Below are 19,211 nucleotides of genomic sequence, written 5' to 3'. Positions count from 1 at the left end.
TAATTTTCTTTTTAAAAACATAAAAATGTTAAACAAACAACACATTATTAATCGATTTATAAGTTACGTAACTATTGATACAGCATCTGACCCTAAGTCTGATACCACTCCAAGTACAGCTAAACAGTGGGATTTAGCTAACAAACTAGTTGAAGAACTAAAAGCTATTGGAATGCAAGACGTTACTATAGATGACAATGCATACATTATGGCTACATTACCTAGCAATGTTAATCATGAAGTTCCAACCATTGGTTTTATATCACATTTTGATACCTCTCCAGATTTTACTGGAGCGAATGTAAAACCACAAATTATTGAAAATTACAATGGAAAAGACATTGTTTTAAATGCAGATGAAGATATTATTTTATCTCCAGATTATTTTGAAGATTTATTACTTTACAAAGGACAAACATTAATTACAACAGACGGAACAACCCTTCTTGGAGCAGACGATAAAGCAGGTATTTGTGAAATTATTTCTGCTATGGAATATCTAATTAATCATCCTGAAATTAAGCATGGTACTATTCGAGTTGGTTTTACTCCAGATGAAGAAATTGGTCGTGGCGCGCATAAATTCGATGTTAAAAAATTTGGAGCAGATTGGGCCTACACAATGGATGGCAGCCAAGTTGGCGAACTAGAATACGAAAATTTTAATGCTGCAGGTGCAGTTGTGAAAGTAAAAGGAAAAATAGTACATCCTGGTTATGCAAAAGGTAAAATGGTTAATTCTATGTATATCGCAACCGAGTTTATAAATTCCTTACCAAGAATGGAAACTCCAGAACATACAGAAGGTTACGAAGGCTTTTTTCACTTATATTCTATTCATGGTGAAGTTGAAGAAACTGTTCTGGAATATATTATAAGAGATCATGATAGAGGCCACTTTGAAGCTAGAAAAGAAGTTATGGTAAAGCTGACTAACGATATTAATGAGCAATACGAAAGAGAAGTTATTACTACCGAAATAAAAGATCAATATTTTAATATGAAAGAAAAGGTGGAACCTGTAATGCACATTGTAGATATTGCTGAAGAAGCTATGAAACAATTAGGCATAAAACCTTTAATTAAAGCCATTCGTGGTGGTACAGATGGTTCGCAGTTGAGTTATATGGGCTTGCCTTGTCCTAATATTTTTGCTGGTGGACATAATTTTCATGGTCGTTACGAGTATGTTCCTGTTGAAAGCATCATGAAAGCCACTGAAGTAATTTGTAAGATTGCTGAATTAACGGCTATAAAAAAAGGCTAACCACATTCCTGTCTAGTTGTTGGCAGATAAATGTTTTGTTAGCAACACACTAAATTAACAAATAGATTAAAAAACAAATATGAAAAAACTCAATTTAGTTTTGATGGTAATACTCGGAATAAGCCAAATCAGTCAAGCGCAAGAAGACAAATACCTCTGGCTAGAAGAAGTTGACGGTAAAGTGGCTCTGGAGTTTGTTGAGACACAAAACAAAGCAACAATTGAAGAATTGGGTGCCGAAAAAGATTTCCAAGATATTTATGATAAAAGTTTAGCAATCTATAATTCTACTGAAAGAATTGCATATCCATCTATTCTAGGGAATTACGTCTATAATTTCTGGAGAGACAAGGACCATGTTAGAGGTGTTTGGCGAAGAAGCTTATTAAAAGATTACACAAATGGAAACCCTGTTTGGGAAACACTTTTAGACATAGATGCGCTTTCTGAAGCAGATGATATAAAATGGGTTTATAAAGGTAGTAGTGGTTTATATCCTGATTACAATCGTTTTTTAGTGAGACTTTCTAAAGGTGGTGGAGATGCTGTGGTTACTAAAGAGTTTGATGTTAATTCAAAACAATTTTTAGAATATGGTTTTAAAGTAGATGAATCTAAAGGCTCATCAAGTTATGTAGATGAAAACACATTGATTATTACAACTGATTTTGGCAAAGGTACTTTAACAACTTCAGGATACCCAAGACAAGTAAAACTTTGGAAACGTGGAACACCACTTAAAGATGCTCAACAGATTTTTGAAGGTGACACGACTAATGTACAAGTTTTCGGTTATGTGTTACGAGATGGCTCGAAAGCATATACTATGGTTAGACAGTCCATAGACTTTTATACTGGTAAGACTTTTGTTTGGAGGAATAATAAAGCAATCGCTTTAGATATTCCTGAAGATGCTAGTACAAATGGTATTTTAAACAATCAACTGATTTTAAAATTGAAATCGGATTGGACAGTCAATACAAAAACTTATAAAACTGGAACACTTATAAGTCTTAATTTCACAGAATTACTAAAAGGTAATAAAGACATTCAAGTCATTATAGAACCAGATGAATTTTCAAGTATTTCTCGAGTATCAACAACTAAAAACAAATTACTTATCGACCTTTTAAGTAATGTTACAAGTCAATTATATATCTATTCCTTCAACAATGGAACTTGGAGCAATGAAAAAGTAAAGGCACCAGATTTTGGAACCATTTCAATAGTTAGTACAAATGATCTATCTGACAAATACTTTTTTAATTTCCAAAATTTTATAACACCTTCAACTTTGTATTCAGCCGATGCAAGTAACAATACTTTTAAAGCTTACCAGTCTTTACCTGCATTTTTTGATGCTAGCAAGTATGAGATAAAACAATACAAAGCCAAATCAAAAGATGGCACCATGATTCCATATTTTATGGTAGCTGCCAAAGACATAAAAAATGATGGTACAAACCCAACCCTTGTATTTGCCTATGGTGGATTTGAAGTTTCCTCACGACCATTTTATGGAGCAACATTTGGAGTATCATGGTTAGATAAAGGTGGTGTTTTTGTTTTAGCAAATATTCGTGGAGGTGGCGAATTTGGTCCAAAATGGCATCAAGATGGCGTCAAAGAAAAACGACAAAATGTATTCGACGATTTATATGCTGTTTCCGAAGACTTAATTACCAAAAAAGTAACTGCTCCAAAACATTTAGGAGTTATGGGAGGAAGTAATGGTGGTTTATTAGTAGGTGTAGCATTTACACAACGTCCAGATTTATACAATGCAATAGTCTGTCAAGTCCCTTTATTAGACATGAAACGCTACAACAAATTGTTGGCTGGAGCAAGTTGGATGGGAGAATATGGAAATCCGGATCTTCCTGAAGAATGGGAATACATTAAAAAATACTCACCTTATCAGAATTTAAAAGAAGGCATGAACTATCCAGAAGTGTATTTTGGCACTTCTACTCGCGATGACAGAGTGCATCCTGGTCATGCTAGAAAAATGGTGGCTAAAATGAATGACATGGGTTACAAAACCTATTATTATGAAAATACCGAAGGTGGTCATGCTGGTTCTTCAACAAATGAGCAAAGTGCAAAATCGGACGCGTTAACGTTTTCATATTTGTTGATGAAGTTGAAATAATATAAATGAACTAAATCATGAAAAAAGTCTATTCAGTTGAAGAATACATAGAAAACAATTCCCATTTTGGAGAGGAACTAACTATTTTGAGAGATCTAATTAATAATACAGAATTAGAAGAAACGGTTAAATGGAGTGCTCCAGTGTATTCACTTAATGGGAAGAATGTTATTGGACTTGGTGCTTTTAAAAATCATTTTGGTATTTGGTTTTTTAATGGTGTGTTTTTAAAAGATGAACAAAACTTATTAGTAAATGCTCAAGAAAAAACCAAAGCATTAAGGCAGATGCGTTTCGAATCAATTAATGAGATAGATAAAAATATAGTTCTAGCTTATGTAGAAGAAGCGATTGAAAATCAGAAACTAGGAAAAGAGCTAAAACCTGAACGTAAAGGAAAAACAGTTGTTATTCCTAAAGAGTTACAGAAAGCAATAGATAACAACAAAAATTTCCAAAAGGCATTTAATGCCCTTACTCCTGGAAAACAAAGAGAATATTGCGATTATATAGAAACAGCTAAACAAGAAAAAACTAAGTTGTCTAGGTTAGAAAAAATTACGCCAATGATTTTAAATGGAATTGGTTTACACGACAAGTACAAGAATTGTTAAATTAAAAAAGCCACTTAATAAAGTGGCTTTTTTGCTTATATTATAAAAGTAAATTACTTTTTTGGTGGATTCAATTTCTGACTCATTTCCATTGAAATAGCAGATTTATCAAATTTTATTTTACCTGCTAATGTTTCAATAACACAGCTAGCATCAGAATCGTTTAATTCTACAACTTTACCATGCATTCCACTTTTGGTAATTACTTTATCGCCACGTTTTAATTCGGCAGCAAACTTTTTTTCTTTTTTTTGACGTTTCATTTGTGGTGCAATCATAAAGAAATACACGACTACAAACATTAATATAAACGGCAAAAAACTACTAATTCCTTCTCCCATTTAATTAATCGTGGTTATGACCTTCGTGACCAGGTTGTGTACTAGATTTTTTTGGTGCGCCAGCTGCAGGTGCTGCCATTGCTCCACCAATTGCTGGTGCTTGAGCCTGAGCTTTTACAGGAGCATTAGGATCTGGCTTAACAAAAGCTGAAATAGTTACAGTTTCTTTACCAGTTTCAGTATTTGCGGTTATGGTAACTGTTTTAGATACTTTATTAGCACCTGTACCATTAAACTTTACAGTAAAATGACCTTTGTCTCCAGGACTTAAAGGCTCTTTACTCCAGTCTTGAGGAACTGTACAACCACAAGAACTTTTAATATCTGTAATTACTAAAGGAGAATCACCTGTATTTGTATAATTAAAAACAGTTTCAACATTTTGTTTTGACTCTATTTCACCAAAATCATGAGTTGTTTTGTCAAATGTAATTACTGGAAATTTTGATGAATTAGCATCTCTTTCTGCTGCCACAGCAACATTTTCTTCATTAATTTTCTTTGAAGCATCTTCCTTACAAGAAGTAAATGCTATTAAACATAGAGCTGTTAACCCTAAGATTGCTTTTTTCATAATAAATTTATTTTTTAAATTAAGTTTGTAAAAGTAATAAATATTTCTAATTACATCAACCCTCTACCAGTTTTATTTAAAGTATCGCTTTCTTGATATTCTTTAATAAGCTTATCTAAAATACCATTTATAAAAATACTACTCTTAGGTGTTGAGTATTCTTTAGCAATTTCTAAGTATTCATTTATGGTTACTTTAACTGGAATTGATGGGAATTTTTGTATTTCGCAAATAGCCATTTTTAACAATACTATATCTAAACTTGCTATTCTATCTGTATCCCAATTTTGAGTTTTTTCTTGAATTATTTCTTTAAACTTAGATTGGTTTAAAATTGTCTTTTTAAACAGGTCTAAAGCAAAATCTTTATCTTCTAAATCTTTGTATAATTTAGGCAAAAAGTAATTAGGTAAAGAATGTGGTTTTACTTTGCGTAGTAATTTTAAAATAGCTGTATTTACAACTGGTAAATCGTCTATCCAAGTTAAGTTTTTATCCTCAAGGTAATCGTAAAGCTTATTGTTTGGTGCAATGATATCGCTAAAAACATCTATTACAAACTTTTTATCTTCGTTAAAAGAGGATGTTTTAGTTTGCATGTATTCTGCATACAAATCACTTGCTAAAATTTCACGAAAAATAACTTCAATATACTCTGAGTCTAAATCCCAGTTATTAATTTTTCGTTGTTCTAATTCATCTTGAAGAAGGATATTGTTTTTTAGTAAAACAAGCACTTCGTTATTAACCAACTTTTTATTTGGATCCTTCTCTTCTTTTGTTGCTAAATGTTTTTTGCTAGATTTTTCTAGGTGGTCTTCTGCTCTTTTCTGAACTTCGATTAGTAAAGACATTAATAATAAATACAGATTGTAAATATTATCTAGACTATATAATAAGAACTTTTGCTCTTTATCAAAACTATCACTTTCATTTCCTTTAAAGGAGTAAATAGTTTGCATGACTTTTATTCTAATATGTCTTCTGTTAAGCATATGTACAAAGAACTTTAATGTTTTAATTTATTTTTTGAAATTTCCATTTTAGAAATAACAACTTACTTTCAATTAAAAAGGCGAAAGTTTTGTAACTCTCGCCTTGCAAAAATAATATTATTTTAAAGAATTATCTCTTATTCTCTTTTTTTCTTGTCTCAATTCTATTTTGAGCAATATTTAAAGCTGCATGGTTTGTTGTAATATTATGTGTTTTAGCATTTGTTAATATTTCTAACGTAGTGTTATAAATATTTTCTGTTTTACGCATAATTTCTTTTTTATCGTAACCTTCTAACTCTGCATAAACATTAATAATACCACCTGCATTAATTAAAAAATCTGGTGCATAAACAATGTCTCTTTCTTGAAGAATTTTTCCATGTTTTTCTTCAACAGCTAATTGGTTGTTTGCTGCTCCAGCAATAACTTTAGCTTTTAACTTATAAATAGTATCATCGTTTATAGTAGCTCCAAGTGCACAAGGTGCGTAAATGTCCATGTCTTCAGAATACAAATCGCTTCCACCATAAATAGTAACACCATATTTCTTTCTAATAGCTTCTAGACGCTCTTGATTGATATCTGCTATGGTTACTTTAGCTCCTTCGTCTACTAAATGCTCAACTAGAGCTTCACCAACATTACCAATACCTTGAACAAATATGTTTTTATCTTCTAAAACATCTGAACCAAATTTGAATTTAGCAGCTGCTTTCATTCCCATAAAAACACCATACGCTGTAATAGGAGAAGGGTTTCCTGCTCCACCAATTTCTTCCGAAATTCCAGTTACATAAGGTGTTACTTGTCTTACTAAATCCATATCAGACGTTTCCATTCCAACATCTTCTGCAGTAATATATCTTCCACTTAACGAGTGAACAAATTCACCAAATTTTTTCATTAATTCTGGTGTTTTTTGAGTTTTAGCATCTCCAATAATAACAGCTTTTCCTCCTCCAAGGTTTAAACCTGTAATAGCAGACTTAAATGTCATTCCTCTAGATAGACGAAGAACATCGTTTAAAGCTTCCCATTCATTACTATAATTCCACATTCTTGTACCTCCAAGAGCTGGACCTAATACTGTATTATGAATTCCAATTATTGCTTTTAATCCTGTATCTTTGTCGTTGCAAAACACAACTTGCTCATGATTATCGAATGAAAGTTGACCAAAAACTGGATCTACTTTATGAAGTTCGTTTGCTTTAATAACGTCTGTAACCATTTTAATATATTTTTAAAGTTATAGGTTGTGTTTTTATTATTATTTTAAAAACAACGTGCAAAATTAATCCATTATAAAGGTTTACCCAAATTATATAAGCTAAAAAGCTAAATTGTTAAAAACTTTATCTGTTCTCGAAAGTTAAATGAAAGAATTACAACACCTAAATAAATATTTTCTAAAGTATAAAGGGCAACTAATTATTGGCATATTAATAACGATAGTTGCTAGAATTTTTCTCCTTTTTACACCTAGACTGGTTAAAAATATATTTGTAGTAGTCGAGAATTATAAAAACAATCTAGTTACAAGCAACAGAACCATTCAATCTGAACTAGGTGAAATTATTTTATATATTATTGGTGCAGCTATTATAGCTGGTATCCTGACATTTTTTATGCGTCAGACTTTGATAAACATATCGAGATATATTGAATTCGATTTAAAAAATGAAGTCTATCAGCATTACCAAAAATTGTCTTTAAAATTCTACAAAAATAACAGGACTGGAGATTTAATGAACAGAATTAGCGAAGATGTTGGTCGTGTTAGAATGTATGTTGGTCCTGCAATTATGTATAGTATTAATACAGTTACTCTTTTTGTTATTGCTTTAATTTACATGTTTAATGAAGCACCTTCATTAACTCTCTATACTATAGTTCCTCTACCAATATTATCCGTTATAATTTATAAATTAAGTAAAGAAATTCATAAAAGAAGTACCATAGTCCAGCAATATTTATCGCATTTGTCTTCATCTACACAAGAATCGTTTAGTGGAATTTCAATAATTAAAGCTTATGGTATAGAAGCGCAAACTTCGGCTGATTTTAACGAGTTATCTCAAACAAGCAAAGAAAAACAACTTAGTTTAGTTCGAGTAAGCTCATTATTTTTTCCAATGATGATTTTATTAATTGGTATTAGTAACTTAATAGTAATTTACGTTGGTGGGTTACAATATATAAATGGCGAAATTGAAAGCCTTGGAACCATTGCTGAATTTATTATTTATGTCAACATGCTTACTTGGCCTGTGGCTACTGTTGGATGGGTTACCTCTATTGTTCAGCAAGCTGAAGCTTCGCAAAAACGTATTAATGAGTTTTTAAAAATAACGCCTGATATTACAAATCCAACTATAGAACCTTCAGATATAACTGGAAACATCGAATTTAAAAATGTTCATTTCACCTATAGCGATACCAATATTGAGGCTTTAAAAGGTGTTTCATTCACATTAGAACATGGGAAGTCTCTAGCTATTATCGGTAAAACTGGTTCTGGGAAATCTACAATCCTTGATTTAATTGGCAGACTTTACGATATTGAAAAAGGACAATTACTTATAGACAACACACCTATAGACAAACTAAATTTAACAAGCCTTAGAGACAGTATAGGTTATGTGCCACAAGATGCTTTCTTGTTTTCAGATACTATTAATAACAACATTAAATTTGGAAAAGAAGATGCAACAGATGAAGAGGTTATTCAAGCTGCAAAATATGCTCAAGTTCATAAAAACATTATAGGCTTTAATAAAGGTTACGAAACCATTCTAGGCGAAAGAGGCATCACGCTTTCTGGAGGACAAAAACAACGTATCTCTATTGCTAGAGCAATTATTAAGGATCCAAAAATTCTACTTTTAGACGATTCTTTATCTGCTGTCGATACTGAAACTGAAGAGAAAATACTTAATCATTTAAACAACCTGTCTAAAGGAAAAACAACTATTATTGTTAGTCACAGAGTATCTTCTGCAAAGAATGCTGATAAAATAATTGTTCTAGACGAAGGGAAAATAGTCCAGTCTGGAAGTCATGAAGCATTAATAAATGTAGATGGTTATTATAAACACCTTTATTTAAAACAACTTAGCGAGACTTCTAACACAGACAATCTTAATAGTTAATTGCTTCATTTTCACTAATAATAATTACTGACTGATATAATAAAACCAATTAGTCTAAAAGAAATATCATAAATTGTTGGTTGGTAAATGTTTTTTTTAGATTTTTGAAAAACTATTTAAACAACAATACGATTATGAATAATAATGATATGATGGAGAAAGAAGAGATTTTTTCTAAAGTATTAAGAGCAGGAAGAAGAACTTACTTCTTTGATGTTAGATCGACAAAAGCTGGAGATTACTACTTAACTGTAACTGAAAGCAAAAAATTTACAAACGATGATGGATCTTTTCATTATAAAAAACATAAAATCTATTTATACAAAGAAGATTTTTCTGAATTCAATAGCATTCTTCAAGAAATGACAGATTATATTATTAATGAAAAAGGTGATGAAGTTATAAGCGAACGTCATCAGAAAGATTTCAAAAAAGAATATGAATCTGATAATAATTCATTTGAAACTAAAGCTGAAGACACTTCAACAGAGAAGTTTACAGATGTAGATTTCGACGATATCTAGAAAATATAATAATATTATTAAAGCCGTTACAATGTAATGGCTTTTTTTATGCTTTATTTTAAAGTTTGACACTTAATAAAGTGATAATTAAAACGCTTAAAACATAAGCTATTCCATATATCAACCCAAAATTGGAGGCTAAAACAAAACAACATAGTAACAACCATATAGGGACTAAACTTATTGCTATGGCAAACCTAAAAGTAGCTATAAATTCAACTTCCTTAATTTTTGGTTTAATATAATATTTCCAGATTATAAAAGGCAAAAACAAATTTATAATTAACAAACCCTTAAAAAACTGTTTTAGCCAACTTTTACTCTGTTTTGGGAGTGTTTTACAATGTTGAAAGTTTGTTTCTATACACCTATTTACAGCTTTTGGATTTAAATAATCCACATTTAAAGCGTTTAATTTTGTTATAGTTTCATTATAGACATCATTATTAATATGTGTTGTTAGATTCTTAATCTTTTCTTGCATTGTTTGTCTTAATACGACAATTTCTTCACTTGAAAAATTAGAAACCATATCCCTAGCAGAAATAGGTGAACCATAATACAAAGCCACACTATCTCCAAAATTTATTCCGTGTTGATAATTTATACCTATTGGAACCAATTGCAAATCTAAATCTGTATATGTGTTTAAAGATTCAAAAATAATTCTTGTAAACCCTTTACTTAAAGGCCTAACTGTTCTATTAATATGATGATTCCCTTCAGGAAACAGAGCAACTGCCTGATTGTTTTTAAGTTTTTCTGTACAGGTTTTAAAGATGTAGTTATTCTTACTTATTAAACTCCAACCATCTCTTATTCTATAAACTGGCAACATATTTACACTATGTAACAATTTAGAAACTACAGACTTTTTAAACACACTAGCACGTGTTAAAAAATAAGAAAATCTACCAGATGTTGTGGCTATTAATAAAGCATCTATTAATGCATTTTGGTGGTTTGACAGAAATAAAATAGGCTTGTTTTTAGGAATCTGGTTTTCTTTAACAACAACAATCTTTTTATAATAAAAGAACAGTCCAATCCTTAAATATATTCTAACTGTATGTAACCAAATATTTTTCAATAGACTTCAATTATTTTTTTCTCTTTTATAGACCAATAATATGAAATTATCAAGCCTGAAATAATATGCCAAATTCCCCAAAATGCAGCCATAATTGCCATACCTCCTAACCCATTGAAGAAAGTAAAGATTAACAATAAGCCTAACCCAGAATTTTGGATTCCTGTTTCTATAGCTAAGGTTTTTTGATTTTCGAAAGATAAATTAAAAGCTTTGGCAATAGTAAATCCGAGTAAAATAGCCAATAAATTATGTATTATTCCAATACCTACCACATGATGTGCATAGTTGTTAAATACGTCTAAATTATTTGTAAAGGCAATAATGACAATAACAATAAAAACTAAAATAGAAAGAGGCTTTAACCTTTTTGATAATAGAATCGCTAGTTTTTCATATTTAGCTCTAAAAAGCATACCTGCAATTAATGGTAGTCCAAGGATTAAAGTCACTAATTCTAAAAGTTCAAACGGATTTAATTCAACTTGCTGAAGTAGCAACGATGTTGGTTCGTATAAATTTCCATAAAACTGAAAATTAAAAGGAGTCATAAACACTGCAATAAACGTTGCAACTGCAGTTAAACTTATGGATAATGCCGTATTTCCATCTGCCAAATGCGTCATGAAATTTGAAATATTTCCACCTGGACATGCAGCAACCATCATCATTCCAAGAGCGATACTTGGCATTGGGTTTATTATAACAATTAACAGATAAGTGATAAAAGGCAATAATACAAACTGGAGTAATACACCAATTAAAACAAGTTTAGGCTGTTTTAATAAGCGCTTAAAATCATCAAATTTAATTCCTAAAGCTACTCCAAACATAATAACTGCAAGGGCTACATTTAAAACCCAAAGACCTTGACTATCGAAATTTATTTTTACGCTATCTAGTTCTAACATACTATGCTACAGTTGATCCATTCTTAACTTTTGTTTCAGGATTTAAAAGAATAACATTTTTTCCATCTACAGCTCCTAAAACCAAACATTCACTCATAAAAGAAGCTATTTGCTTACTTGGAAAATTTACCACAGCAACTATTTGTCTATTTAACAAATCTTCTTTTTTATAAAGTGTGGTTATTTGTGCTGATGTTTTTTTAATTCCTAAATCTCCAAAATCAATAACTAATTGATAGGCTGGATTTCTTGCTTCTGGAAAATCTGAAACCTCTAAGATGGTTCCTACGCGTAAATCTACTTTTACAAAGTCGTCAAACTGAATGACATCACTCATTTTAAACAGTTAAATTGGTTGGTTAATATTTTATAATATATAGTTTGATAGCTATATGTTTTTGCAATATAAGTATATCAAACTAATTCTTGTCTATTTGGAATATTGATTATAAAATTGTAGGTTATTATTTAAAATATATAAATATGGCAAGAACACCTTCAAACATGCTTCCTTTAGGAACTCAAGCTCCTTCTTTTAATCTTGTGGATACAGTAACTGAAAAAAAATATTCTTTAAGAGAATTAAAAGGAATCCACGCAACCGTTATTATGTTTATTTGTAACCATTGTCCTTTTGTAAAACATGTAAATAGCGAGCTAAGTAAACTAGCAAAAGACTATAAAAGTAAAGGTGTTAATTTTATTGCTATCTCTAGTAATGATATTGAAAATTATCCTGAAGATGCTCCTAATAAAATGAAAGAGAATGTTATTGAACAAGGTTTTATTTTTCCATACTTATTCGATCAGACTCAAGAAGTAGCAAAAGCCTATGATGCAGCCTGTACTCCAGATTTCTATGTATTTGACCAAGATTTAAAATTAACTTATAGAGGTCAGCTAGACGATTCAAGGCCTGGAAATAATATTCCAGTAACTGGAACAGATATACGTCATGCATTAAATTGTATTATTGAAAATAAGGAAAATACTGCTATTCAAAAACCAAGTATTGGATGTAATATAAAGTGGAAAGAATAACTTGAAGAAGTTTAGCTTCAATCAATTTTCCTTTATAAAACTCATATTCACTTAGGACTGTGATTAATTTTTTTGCATAAATTCAAGACTTAGAGTGAATTATGTTTTTTTTGTAAGTTATTATTTACTATATTTCATTTTATATTATGCACTCCCCTTTTTTATTATACTGCACTTAAATCTATTTCTTTAGGTAAATGCTATATTAATTTTGCTAAATTTTGCAAAATACATCTAACCAACTAAATATTTTAAAATGAAAAATTTTAACCGATTATTTCAAACACTTGTTGCTATCTTGTTTTTTGGAATTACAAACTCATTTGCTCAACAAGTACATTATGTAACCATTCATGTTGATACAGATCAAATTACACGTCAAAACAAATTAGATGTATGTTATTTCACTTCTGAATCTCCTGATATGGATATTACTACCTCTGAAGGTAATATTGAAGATTTTAACATTACGGTTAGTGCTGGAGACACCATTATCTGGAGAGGAGTTTCAAGTTCTAATCCAGGAACAGATGTAGTAAATGTAAAATCCATTAACTATCATGGTGGTGACAATGTTTTTGGAACAAATGTCTTAAATGGGAATAATCAATCTCCTGAAGAAGTTTTAGGTGTTGTACAATTAGGAACTAATGGCCAGATGGAAAAGTATACTATTAAGTTTACTGTGTATAATAATGGTTCTAAACGAAATGGAACTTTTAATATAGACCCTAAAATTACTGTCAAACCTTAACAGTCTTAAGTTCTATTTACAAAATGATATTTTATACAACATTTCATTCCCTTAAAACATTAAAGGCCTGTTTAGTTATAGGTTTTTATTGCTTTTCAATAAATAGTATCAGCCAGAATATTACACTTTCTGATAGTTTAGAGTCTGTTTATAGAATGAATGGCTATGAAAATCATGAAAAAATTTCTATTTTAAAAGAACTAGCACAAAATCATCCAGATCCACAAAAAAAATTACTATATAGTTTAGAACTCATTGAAAATGCCAAACTTATAAATTCTAGTGATTATCTATTTCTTGGTTACTTACATAAAGGCACCTCTTTAAGGTTAAAAAGTGATTTAACTCAGGCTCTAGAGAGTTATTTTGAAGCAGCAAACATTGCTGCTAATAATAAAATTGATCGCGATTTAGGTCTAGCAAATATTTCTATAGCTGATGTTTATTCTATCATGCGAAATCATGATAATGCTATTCAGTATTATAAAATTGGAATAGATTTATTAAAAAAAGAAGGAGATTCATTAAATTTTGCTAATGGATTGTCTAATCTGGGAGATGAATATTTTATGAATAATGAATATGATCTAGCAATAGAACATTTTATGGAATCTGGACTCATATTTCGAAAATTAAACTCTTTAGAAGGTAATGCATTTGTTTTAGGAAATATGGGAATGGTCTATGCGGAACAAGGAAAGGATGATTTAGCTGAAGCAAATATTAATGAAGCTATAAATATCATGGAACAGTTGGAGCTTTACTACCCAATTTCAGTATATCTCACTTATATGTCAGACATATATTTATCAAAAAACAATTGGAATGAAGCTTTAAACTATTCAAAAAAAAGTCTTGAATTAGCAGACAAGTATAGTTTGAAAGAGCAAATATGCGATGCAAATCTACAATTATCTAAATTATATGAAAAATCTGGTAACTTTAAAAAGTCATTAATCCATTATAAAAACTATACTGCAGTAAAAGATAGTATTTCCGATATTGAAAAAGTACAAAAAATTGCTGAGCTAAGAACAGATTATGAGATTTCTCAAAAACAGTCAGAAGTTGATTTACTGACTCAAAAACAATTGAACCAACAATTTGAATTGGATTTATTAAGTCAGCAAAAGAAAAATCGACAAAATTTAGCTATAGCTACAATTATTGCTTTATTTCTTATTGCTTTGATAGCATTGGGATTATTCAGACGCAATAAGTATATAAGTAAAACCAAATTAATTATTGAAGAAGAAAGAAATAGATCAGATAACCTACTACTAAACATCCTTCCAGAAGAAACAGCAAAAGAGCTTAAAGAAAAAGGGAAAGTAAAAGCCAAGCGCTTTGAATCTGCAAGTGTTTTGTTTACCGATTTTAAAAGCTTTACTAGCTATTCTGAGAATCTTACTCCTGAAAAATTAGTTAAAAGTGTTGACTTCTATTTTTCAAAATTCGATACCATAATTGAAAAGTACAAGCTTGAAAAAATTAAAACTGCTGGCGATTCTTATATGTGTGCTGGTGGGCTTCCTTTTCCAACAAAAGATCACGCAATTAAAATAACATTAGCAGCTTTTGAAATTATTCAATTTGTTGAGGAAACTAAAAACTCAATGAATCAAGATATCGCTCATTTTGACATTCGTTTAGGTATTAATACTGGACCAGTTGTAGCTGGTGTTGTTGGCACAAAAAAGTTTGCTTATGATATTTGGGGAGATACTGTTAATGTAGCTTCTAGAATGGAATCTACATCAGAACCAGGAAAAATAAATATCGCTGAAAACACATATCAGTTAATTAAAGATGCTATTACATGTGAATATAGAGGAGAAATTGAAGTAAAAAATAAAGGGAGTATGAAAATGTATTTTGCTAATAGAATAAAGGATAAAACTTTTTATAATTTCATGAACTTAAATCATATTGAAAACCCAGTCCTACAATAAATCATTTATTCTTCTCTTCAATCCATTTACTCATATATTTAGTGCTTTGCATAATTTGATGCTGAAGCATTAGTCCAGTAAAGTTGTTTAAACGATGTGTTTCTAAATCTTTTTCTATAGATTGGATTTGTATTAAAAATTTTGATTGAAATACAGATTTTTGAAAACGCTTATTGATAATTTCAAAGCCGTTTTGTTGCTTTTCATTCCAAAGTATCTCATTCTCATATAAAGCAACACACTTGTCTGCAAATTCTTGTGGATTATCTTCTATAAAACCATTGGGCTCAAACTCACCAAACATTCCTTCTGCTCCAATATTTGTTGTTACACAAGGGGTTCCATGTTGCATGGCATCAATTAATTTTCCTTTTAATCCTGCACCAAAACGTATAGGAGCCAAACATACTTTTGCTTCTTGCATAACTTTAGAAACTTCTTCAGCAAAACCTTTAATTAAAAAGCCTTCTTTTTGATTATGCAACTGATTTACTTTTTGAGATACATAAGCTCCATAAATATGCAACTCTGCTTTAGGTAACTGCTTTCTAACTAAAGGCCAAATCGTTTCTTTTAAATATAAAATTGCATTGTAATTTGGTTCATGAAGAAAATTTCCAATGGTTATAAAATGTTGTCTTGAATTAAAACCTGATTGTTTTTTTATTTCAGCCTTTGAAATTTTTTCAATCATAAAGGGTAAATAACACAGAAGTGTATCTGGCACTTTAAAGTCTGATTTAAGAATTTCCATTTCTGCTTCAGAAATAATCAAACTTAAATCGCATCTATAAATACTTGCTATTTCTCGTTTTGAAGTATTGTTAAACAAATATTCTAAATTGAATGGTTTTCCTTCCTTTAATGCTAATTGTCTTCCTTTACGTAAGCCATGCAAATCTTCTGTATCTAGAATACGTAAAGCATTTGGACATTGTTCTGTAACTCGCCAGCCAAATTGTTCTTCCATCATAAATCTATCGAACAAAACAACATTTGGATTAAGTTTTTTTATAAAATCATCAAAACTAGAATGATTCAATTCAATAGACACCTGCTTTACCTCTATCGTTTCAAGATTAAAAGCATTGTCACTTTTAGAACATGGAGTTGCAAAAGTAATGTTGTAATTTTCGGATTTAAATAAGTCAATAAGTTGTAACATTCTACTGCCAGCAGCAGAACTATTAGGTTCTGGCCAAACAAATCCTATAATAAGTAAATTTTTATCCATAAAAATCTAAAACCTCAATTGTCAATTTCTAAATTCCAAAGTATTCATATTAAATTGGAACTTGTTATTTATTTTTTTTGGAATTTGAAAATTATTCTGGCTTTGGCACTAAACTATATTTAAAACGAACTTGTTTTGCCCATTCTACTATATCCAGAATTTGAGCTTCAGACAGTTTAGCCTCTGTATGAGTCCAAGTATAAGAAGGCAGTGGCATTTCTTTTTCTTCAACCATTTCTATAAGCTCTTCAAGCTTATGGTCTTTTTTCTTTACAGAATTCCCTTCCCAATTAGACATATTAAAATGCTTTTTTCCATGCTTTACATGATCTGCCATCCAATAATTTACTGGAGTAATATTACTATACCAAGGGTATCTGGTAACATTACTATGACAATCAAAACAGCTTTCTCTTAATATAGCTTGAATGTTTTCTGGTGGATTTGTTTCAGCTAAAAAAGCATCTACCGAAGCTAATTCTCCTTCATTTCTTTCTGGACCAAAAAATTGAGCAATAATGAATACAATTAGTAAGCCTAATAATATTTTTTTTGTAGTTTTCATTTTAATTAATTTCAGATATTAAAAATAAGAATTAATAGTGACAAAAGACCAACTTTATAACGAATTAAATTATGTAAATCACTCACGTGAAAAACGACAGTATTACGCTAATCTTGTTATAAATAATCCTGATTTATTACCAGAATTACTAGAAATCTTATTTATGGTTAATGATAAAATATCCTGTAGAGCTGCTTGGGTTTTAGAGTTTATGTGCAATGAAAAGTTAGAAGCTATTATTCCTCATTTAGATGTCTTTACTTTAAATATGCATAAGGTTCATTTAGATTCTGCAGTAAGACCTGTTGCCAAAATATGTGAATATTTAGTAAAAGCTATTTATTCTAAACAAGAAAATAAAATTCAATCTGCACTAAAACCCACTCATATTGATCGAATTGTAGAATTGTGTTTTGATTATATGATTAACGATGAGAAGATTGCTCCAAAAGCTTATTCTATGAATTCACTTTATTTACTTGGTAGAGATATTGATTGGATTCATCCTGAATTAGTTATGATTTTAGAACGCGATTTCCAAATGCAGAGTTCCGGATTTAAAGCTAGAGCTAAACATATTATAAAAAAGGTAAAAAAGTAGCTTAGCAATAATTAAATATCTTCAAAATTCATAAATCATAAATCGTCTATAGCAAATCATTTTCTTATCTTTGCATCTTCTAAAAACAACACAGAACATGTCTTTATCACCTCTTAATGCTATTTCTCCTATTGATGGACGTTACAGAAATAAAGTAAACGAATTAGCTCCTTATTTTTCGGAAGAAGCATTAATAAAATATCGTGTACAAGTAGAAATTGAATATTTTATTGCTCTTTGCGAGCAACCTTTACCTCAGCTTGAATCTTTTAATTCTAAATTATTTGATGAGTTACGTGCTATCTATAAAAAATTTACACCTATAGATGCTTCAGCTATAAAGGAGATTGAAAAAGTTACTAATCATGATGTAAAAGCTGTTGAGTATTTTATAAAAGATAAATTTGATGCTTTAGGCATTTCAGAATATAAAGAATTTATCCACTTTGGATTAACATCTCAAGACATTAACAATACAGCCATTCCATTAAGTATTAAGGAGGCTATGAACAATGTATATGTTCCTGAATATTTTATTCTACATAAAAAACTAAAAGAATTATCTGAAGAGTGGGCAAACATTCCAATGTTAGCAAGAACACATGGTCAACCTGCTTCTCCTACGCGATTAGGAAAAGAAATTGCTGTGTTTGTTGTTAGATTAGAAGAACAATTTAATTTACTAAACGATATCCCAAGTGCTTCGAAATTTGGTGGAGCAACTGGTAATTTTAATGCACATAAAGTAGCTTATCCAAATATTGACTGGAGAGCTTTTGGTAATAAATTTGTTCAAGAAAAATTAGGATTGCAACATTCATTTCCTACAACACAAATTGAGCATTACGACCATATGGCTGCTTTGTTTGATTGTTTAAAACGTATAAATACAATAATTATAGATTTAGACAGAGACTTTTGGACTTATGTATCTATGGATTATTTTAAACAAAAGATTAAAGCTGGTGAAATTGGTAGTTCTGCTATGCCACATAAAGTAAACCCGATTGATTTTGAAAATAGTGAAGGCAATCTAGGAATAGCAAATGCTGTTTTTGAGCATTTATCTGCCAAACTTCCAATCTCTAGATTACAACGTGATTTAACAGATAGTACTGTTTTACGAAATGTAGGCGTACCTTTTGGGCATACGCTTATTGGTTTTAAATCTACTTTAAAAGGTTTGAATAAATTACTTTTAAACGAAAGTAAATTTGCTGAAGATTTAGAAAATAATTGGGCTGTAGTAGCAGAAGCTATTCAAACCATATTACGTCGTGAGGCTTATCCGAATCCATATGAAGCTCTTAAAGGACTTACTAGAACAAACGAAATAATCAACAAAATATCTATTTCAAATTTTATTGATACCTTAGAGGTCTCAGATCAAATAAAAAAAGAATTAAAATCTATAACGCCAAGTAATTACACTGGTATTTAA

General features: G+C 30.2%; 19 protein-coding genes. 10 read left to right on the top strand and 9 right to left on the bottom strand.

Annotated elements, in window-relative coordinates; genetic code table 11:
• Positions 1 to 25: 25 nt before the first annotated feature.
• The 3 genes from pepT (at position 26) to LX78_RS11565 (ending at position 4,033) form a co-directional block, all read left to right on the top strand.
• Entirely contained in the window at positions 26 to 1,267 is a 1,242-nt protein-coding gene (gene pepT / locus LX78_RS11575; RefSeq protein WP_109682824.1) for a peptidase T, read from the top strand.
• 79 nt (positions 1,268 to 1,346) lie between these two features.
• Positions 1,347 to 3,419: a prolyl oligopeptidase family serine peptidase gene (locus LX78_RS11570; protein WP_109682823.1), complete on the top strand. Its 2,073-nt coding sequence runs from the start codon at positions 1,347 to 1,349 to the stop codon at positions 3,417 to 3,419.
• A 17-nt stretch (positions 3,420 to 3,436) separates the two neighbouring features.
• The gene (locus LX78_RS11565; RefSeq protein WP_109682822.1) at positions 3,437 to 4,033 is read left to right on the top strand and encodes a YdeI/OmpD-associated family protein; all 597 of its coding nucleotides are present in this window, start codon (positions 3,437 to 3,439) and stop codon (positions 4,031 to 4,033) included.
• Between the two features lie 53 nt (positions 4,034 to 4,086).
• Here the strand turns inward: LX78_RS11565 and yajC are convergent, their stop codons facing one another.
• The 4 genes from yajC to LX78_RS11545 all read right to left on the bottom strand — a co-directional run bounded on the left by yajC (position 4,087) and on the right by LX78_RS11545 (position 7,177).
• Entirely contained in the window at positions 4,087 to 4,374 is a 288-nt protein-coding gene (yajC, locus tag LX78_RS11560; RefSeq protein ID WP_109682821.1) for a preprotein translocase subunit YajC, read from the bottom strand.
• Positions 4,375 to 4,378: 4 nt separating this feature from the next.
• On the bottom strand, positions 4,379 to 4,948 hold the full coding sequence (locus LX78_RS11555) for a DUF1573 domain-containing protein (RefSeq protein ID WP_109682820.1): 570 nt from the start codon (positions 4,946 to 4,948) through the stop codon (positions 4,379 to 4,381).
• Positions 4,949 to 4,998: 50 nt separating this feature from the next.
• Positions 4,999 to 5,943, bottom strand: a complete 945-nt coding sequence (nusB, locus tag LX78_RS11550) for a transcription antitermination factor NusB (RefSeq protein ID WP_109682819.1) — start codon at positions 5,941 to 5,943, stop codon at positions 4,999 to 5,001.
• Positions 5,944 to 6,073: 130 nt separating this feature from the next.
• Positions 6,074 to 7,177: a Glu/Leu/Phe/Val family dehydrogenase gene (locus tag LX78_RS11545; RefSeq protein WP_109682818.1), complete on the bottom strand. Its 1,104-nt coding sequence runs from the start codon at positions 7,175 to 7,177 to the stop codon at positions 6,074 to 6,076.
• A gap of 145 nt (positions 7,178 to 7,322) precedes the next feature.
• On the opposite strand from LX78_RS11545, the gene LX78_RS11540 reads away from it, so the two are divergent.
• Both LX78_RS11540 and LX78_RS11535 read left to right on the top strand, forming a co-directional pair.
• Complete coding sequence (locus LX78_RS11540; RefSeq protein ID WP_109682817.1) at positions 7,323 to 9,098, top strand: ABC transporter ATP-binding protein; 1,776 nt, start codon at positions 7,323 to 7,325, stop codon at positions 9,096 to 9,098.
• A gap of 134 nt (positions 9,099 to 9,232) precedes the next feature.
• A complete protein-coding gene (locus tag LX78_RS11535) occupies positions 9,233 to 9,622 on the top strand; it encodes a PUR family DNA/RNA-binding protein (protein ID WP_109682816.1) in 390 nt (129 codons plus the stop codon).
• 58 nt (positions 9,623 to 9,680) lie between these two features.
• Here LX78_RS11535 and LX78_RS11530 read toward each other — a convergent pair whose 3' ends face one another.
• From LX78_RS11530 to LX78_RS11520, 3 genes are read right to left on the bottom strand one after another with little or no spacing between them, the layout of a single operon-like run.
• The gene (locus tag LX78_RS11530) at positions 9,681 to 10,712 is read right to left on the bottom strand and encodes a lysophospholipid acyltransferase family protein (protein ID WP_245881522.1); all 1,032 of its coding nucleotides are present in this window, start codon (positions 10,710 to 10,712) and stop codon (positions 9,681 to 9,683) included.
• Positions 10,709 to 11,623, bottom strand: coding sequence for a bile acid:sodium symporter family protein (locus LX78_RS11525; RefSeq protein WP_109682815.1), 915 nt, complete (start codon positions 11,621 to 11,623; stop codon positions 10,709 to 10,711). Before LX78_RS11525 ends, LX78_RS11530 begins: the two co-directional genes overlap by 4 nt.
• A gap of 1 nt (position 11,624) precedes the next feature.
• Positions 11,625 to 11,960 carry a tRNA-binding protein gene (locus LX78_RS11520; RefSeq protein ID WP_109682814.1) on the bottom strand — a complete coding sequence of 112 codons (336 nt, stop codon included), beginning with the start codon at positions 11,958 to 11,960 and terminating at the stop codon, positions 11,625 to 11,627.
• Between the two features lie 146 nt (positions 11,961 to 12,106).
• Between LX78_RS11520 and LX78_RS11515 the strand changes: the two genes are divergently transcribed.
• The 3 genes from LX78_RS11515 (at position 12,107) to LX78_RS11505 (ending at position 15,370) form a co-directional block, all read left to right on the top strand.
• Entirely contained in the window at positions 12,107 to 12,664 is a 558-nt protein-coding gene (locus LX78_RS11515; protein ID WP_109682925.1) for a thioredoxin family protein, read from the top strand.
• 256 nt (positions 12,665 to 12,920) lie between these two features.
• Entirely contained in the window at positions 12,921 to 13,418 is a 498-nt protein-coding gene (locus LX78_RS11510) for a hypothetical protein (protein WP_109682813.1), read from the top strand.
• A gap of 23 nt (positions 13,419 to 13,441) precedes the next feature.
• Positions 13,442 to 15,370, top strand: coding sequence for an adenylate/guanylate cyclase domain-containing protein (locus tag LX78_RS11505; RefSeq protein ID WP_109682812.1), 1,929 nt, complete (start codon positions 13,442 to 13,444; stop codon positions 15,368 to 15,370).
• A gap of 1 nt (position 15,371) precedes the next feature.
• Here LX78_RS11505 and LX78_RS11500 read toward each other — a convergent pair whose 3' ends face one another.
• Positions 15,372 to 16,604, bottom strand: coding sequence for a glycosyltransferase family 4 protein (locus tag LX78_RS11500; RefSeq protein WP_109682811.1), 1,233 nt, complete (start codon positions 16,602 to 16,604; stop codon positions 15,372 to 15,374).
• Positions 16,605 to 16,695: 91 nt separating this feature from the next.
• Positions 16,696 to 17,169 (bottom strand): heme-binding domain-containing protein, encoded by a 474-nt coding sequence (locus LX78_RS11495; protein WP_109682810.1) that lies wholly within the window; start codon positions 17,167 to 17,169, stop codon positions 16,696 to 16,698.
• A gap of 37 nt (positions 17,170 to 17,206) precedes the next feature.
• Here LX78_RS11495 and LX78_RS11490 point away from each other — a divergent pair, with 37 nt between their 5' ends.
• Both LX78_RS11490 and purB read left to right on the top strand, forming a co-directional pair.
• On the top strand, positions 17,207 to 17,770 hold the full coding sequence (locus tag LX78_RS11490) for an adenylosuccinate lyase (RefSeq protein WP_109682809.1): 564 nt from the start codon (positions 17,207 to 17,209) through the stop codon (positions 17,768 to 17,770).
• Positions 17,771 to 17,867: 97 nt separating this feature from the next.
• Complete coding sequence (gene purB / locus LX78_RS11485) at positions 17,868 to 19,211, top strand: adenylosuccinate lyase (protein ID WP_109682808.1); 1,344 nt, start codon at positions 17,868 to 17,870, stop codon at positions 19,209 to 19,211.

This window comes from Xanthomarina spongicola (genome assembly GCF_003148645.1).
In the GTDB taxonomy this organism is placed as follows: domain Bacteria; phylum Bacteroidota; class Bacteroidia; order Flavobacteriales; family Flavobacteriaceae; genus Xanthomarina; species Xanthomarina spongicola.
The sequence above is the reverse complement of the archived record's forward strand: the minus strand, read 5'-3'. Positions and strand labels throughout refer to the sequence as shown.

Excerpts from the sequence above, each read along its gene's own strand:
- LX78_RS11500 (WP_109682811.1), bottom strand. The coding sequence starts at position 16,604 with ATGGATAAAAATTTACTTATTATAGGATTTGTTTGGCCAGAACCTAAT.
- LX78_RS11565 (WP_109682822.1), top strand. The coding sequence starts at position 3,437 with ATGAAAAAAGTCTATTCAGTTGAAGAATACATAGAAAACAATTCCCAT.
- LX78_RS11540 (WP_109682817.1), top strand. The coding sequence starts at position 7,323 with ATGAAAGAATTACAACACCTAAATAAATATTTTCTAAAGTATAAAGGG.
- LX78_RS11570 (WP_109682823.1), top strand. The coding sequence starts at position 1,347 with ATGAAAAAACTCAATTTAGTTTTGATGGTAATACTCGGAATAAGCCAA.
- LX78_RS11515 (WP_109682925.1), top strand. The coding sequence starts at position 12,107 with ATGGCAAGAACACCTTCAAACATGCTTCCTTTAGGAACTCAAGCTCCT.
- LX78_RS11510 (WP_109682813.1), top strand. The coding sequence starts at position 12,921 with ATGAAAAATTTTAACCGATTATTTCAAACACTTGTTGCTATCTTGTTT.
- LX78_RS11520 (WP_109682814.1), bottom strand. The coding sequence starts at position 11,960 with ATGAGTGATGTCATTCAGTTTGACGACTTTGTAAAAGTAGATTTACGC.
- pepT (WP_109682824.1), top strand. The coding sequence starts at position 26 with ATGTTAAACAAACAACACATTATTAATCGATTTATAAGTTACGTAACT.
- nusB (WP_109682819.1), bottom strand. The coding sequence starts at position 5,943 with ATGCTTAACAGAAGACATATTAGAATAAAAGTCATGCAAACTATTTAC.
- yajC (WP_109682821.1), bottom strand. The coding sequence starts at position 4,374 with ATGGGAGAAGGAATTAGTAGTTTTTTGCCGTTTATATTAATGTTTGTA.
- LX78_RS11535 (WP_109682816.1), top strand. The coding sequence starts at position 9,233 with ATGAATAATAATGATATGATGGAGAAAGAAGAGATTTTTTCTAAAGTA.
- LX78_RS11555 (WP_109682820.1), bottom strand. The coding sequence starts at position 4,948 with ATGAAAAAAGCAATCTTAGGGTTAACAGCTCTATGTTTAATAGCATTT.
- LX78_RS11505 (WP_109682812.1), top strand. The coding sequence starts at position 13,442 with ATGATATTTTATACAACATTTCATTCCCTTAAAACATTAAAGGCCTGT.
- LX78_RS11525 (WP_109682815.1), bottom strand. The coding sequence starts at position 11,623 with ATGTTAGAACTAGATAGCGTAAAAATAAATTTCGATAGTCAAGGTCTT.
- LX78_RS11495 (WP_109682810.1), bottom strand. The coding sequence starts at position 17,169 with ATGAAAACTACAAAAAAAATATTATTAGGCTTACTAATTGTATTCATT.
- purB (WP_109682808.1), top strand. The coding sequence starts at position 17,868 with ATGTCTTTATCACCTCTTAATGCTATTTCTCCTATTGATGGACGTTAC.
- LX78_RS11545 (WP_109682818.1), bottom strand. The coding sequence starts at position 7,177 with ATGGTTACAGACGTTATTAAAGCAAACGAACTTCATAAAGTAGATCCA.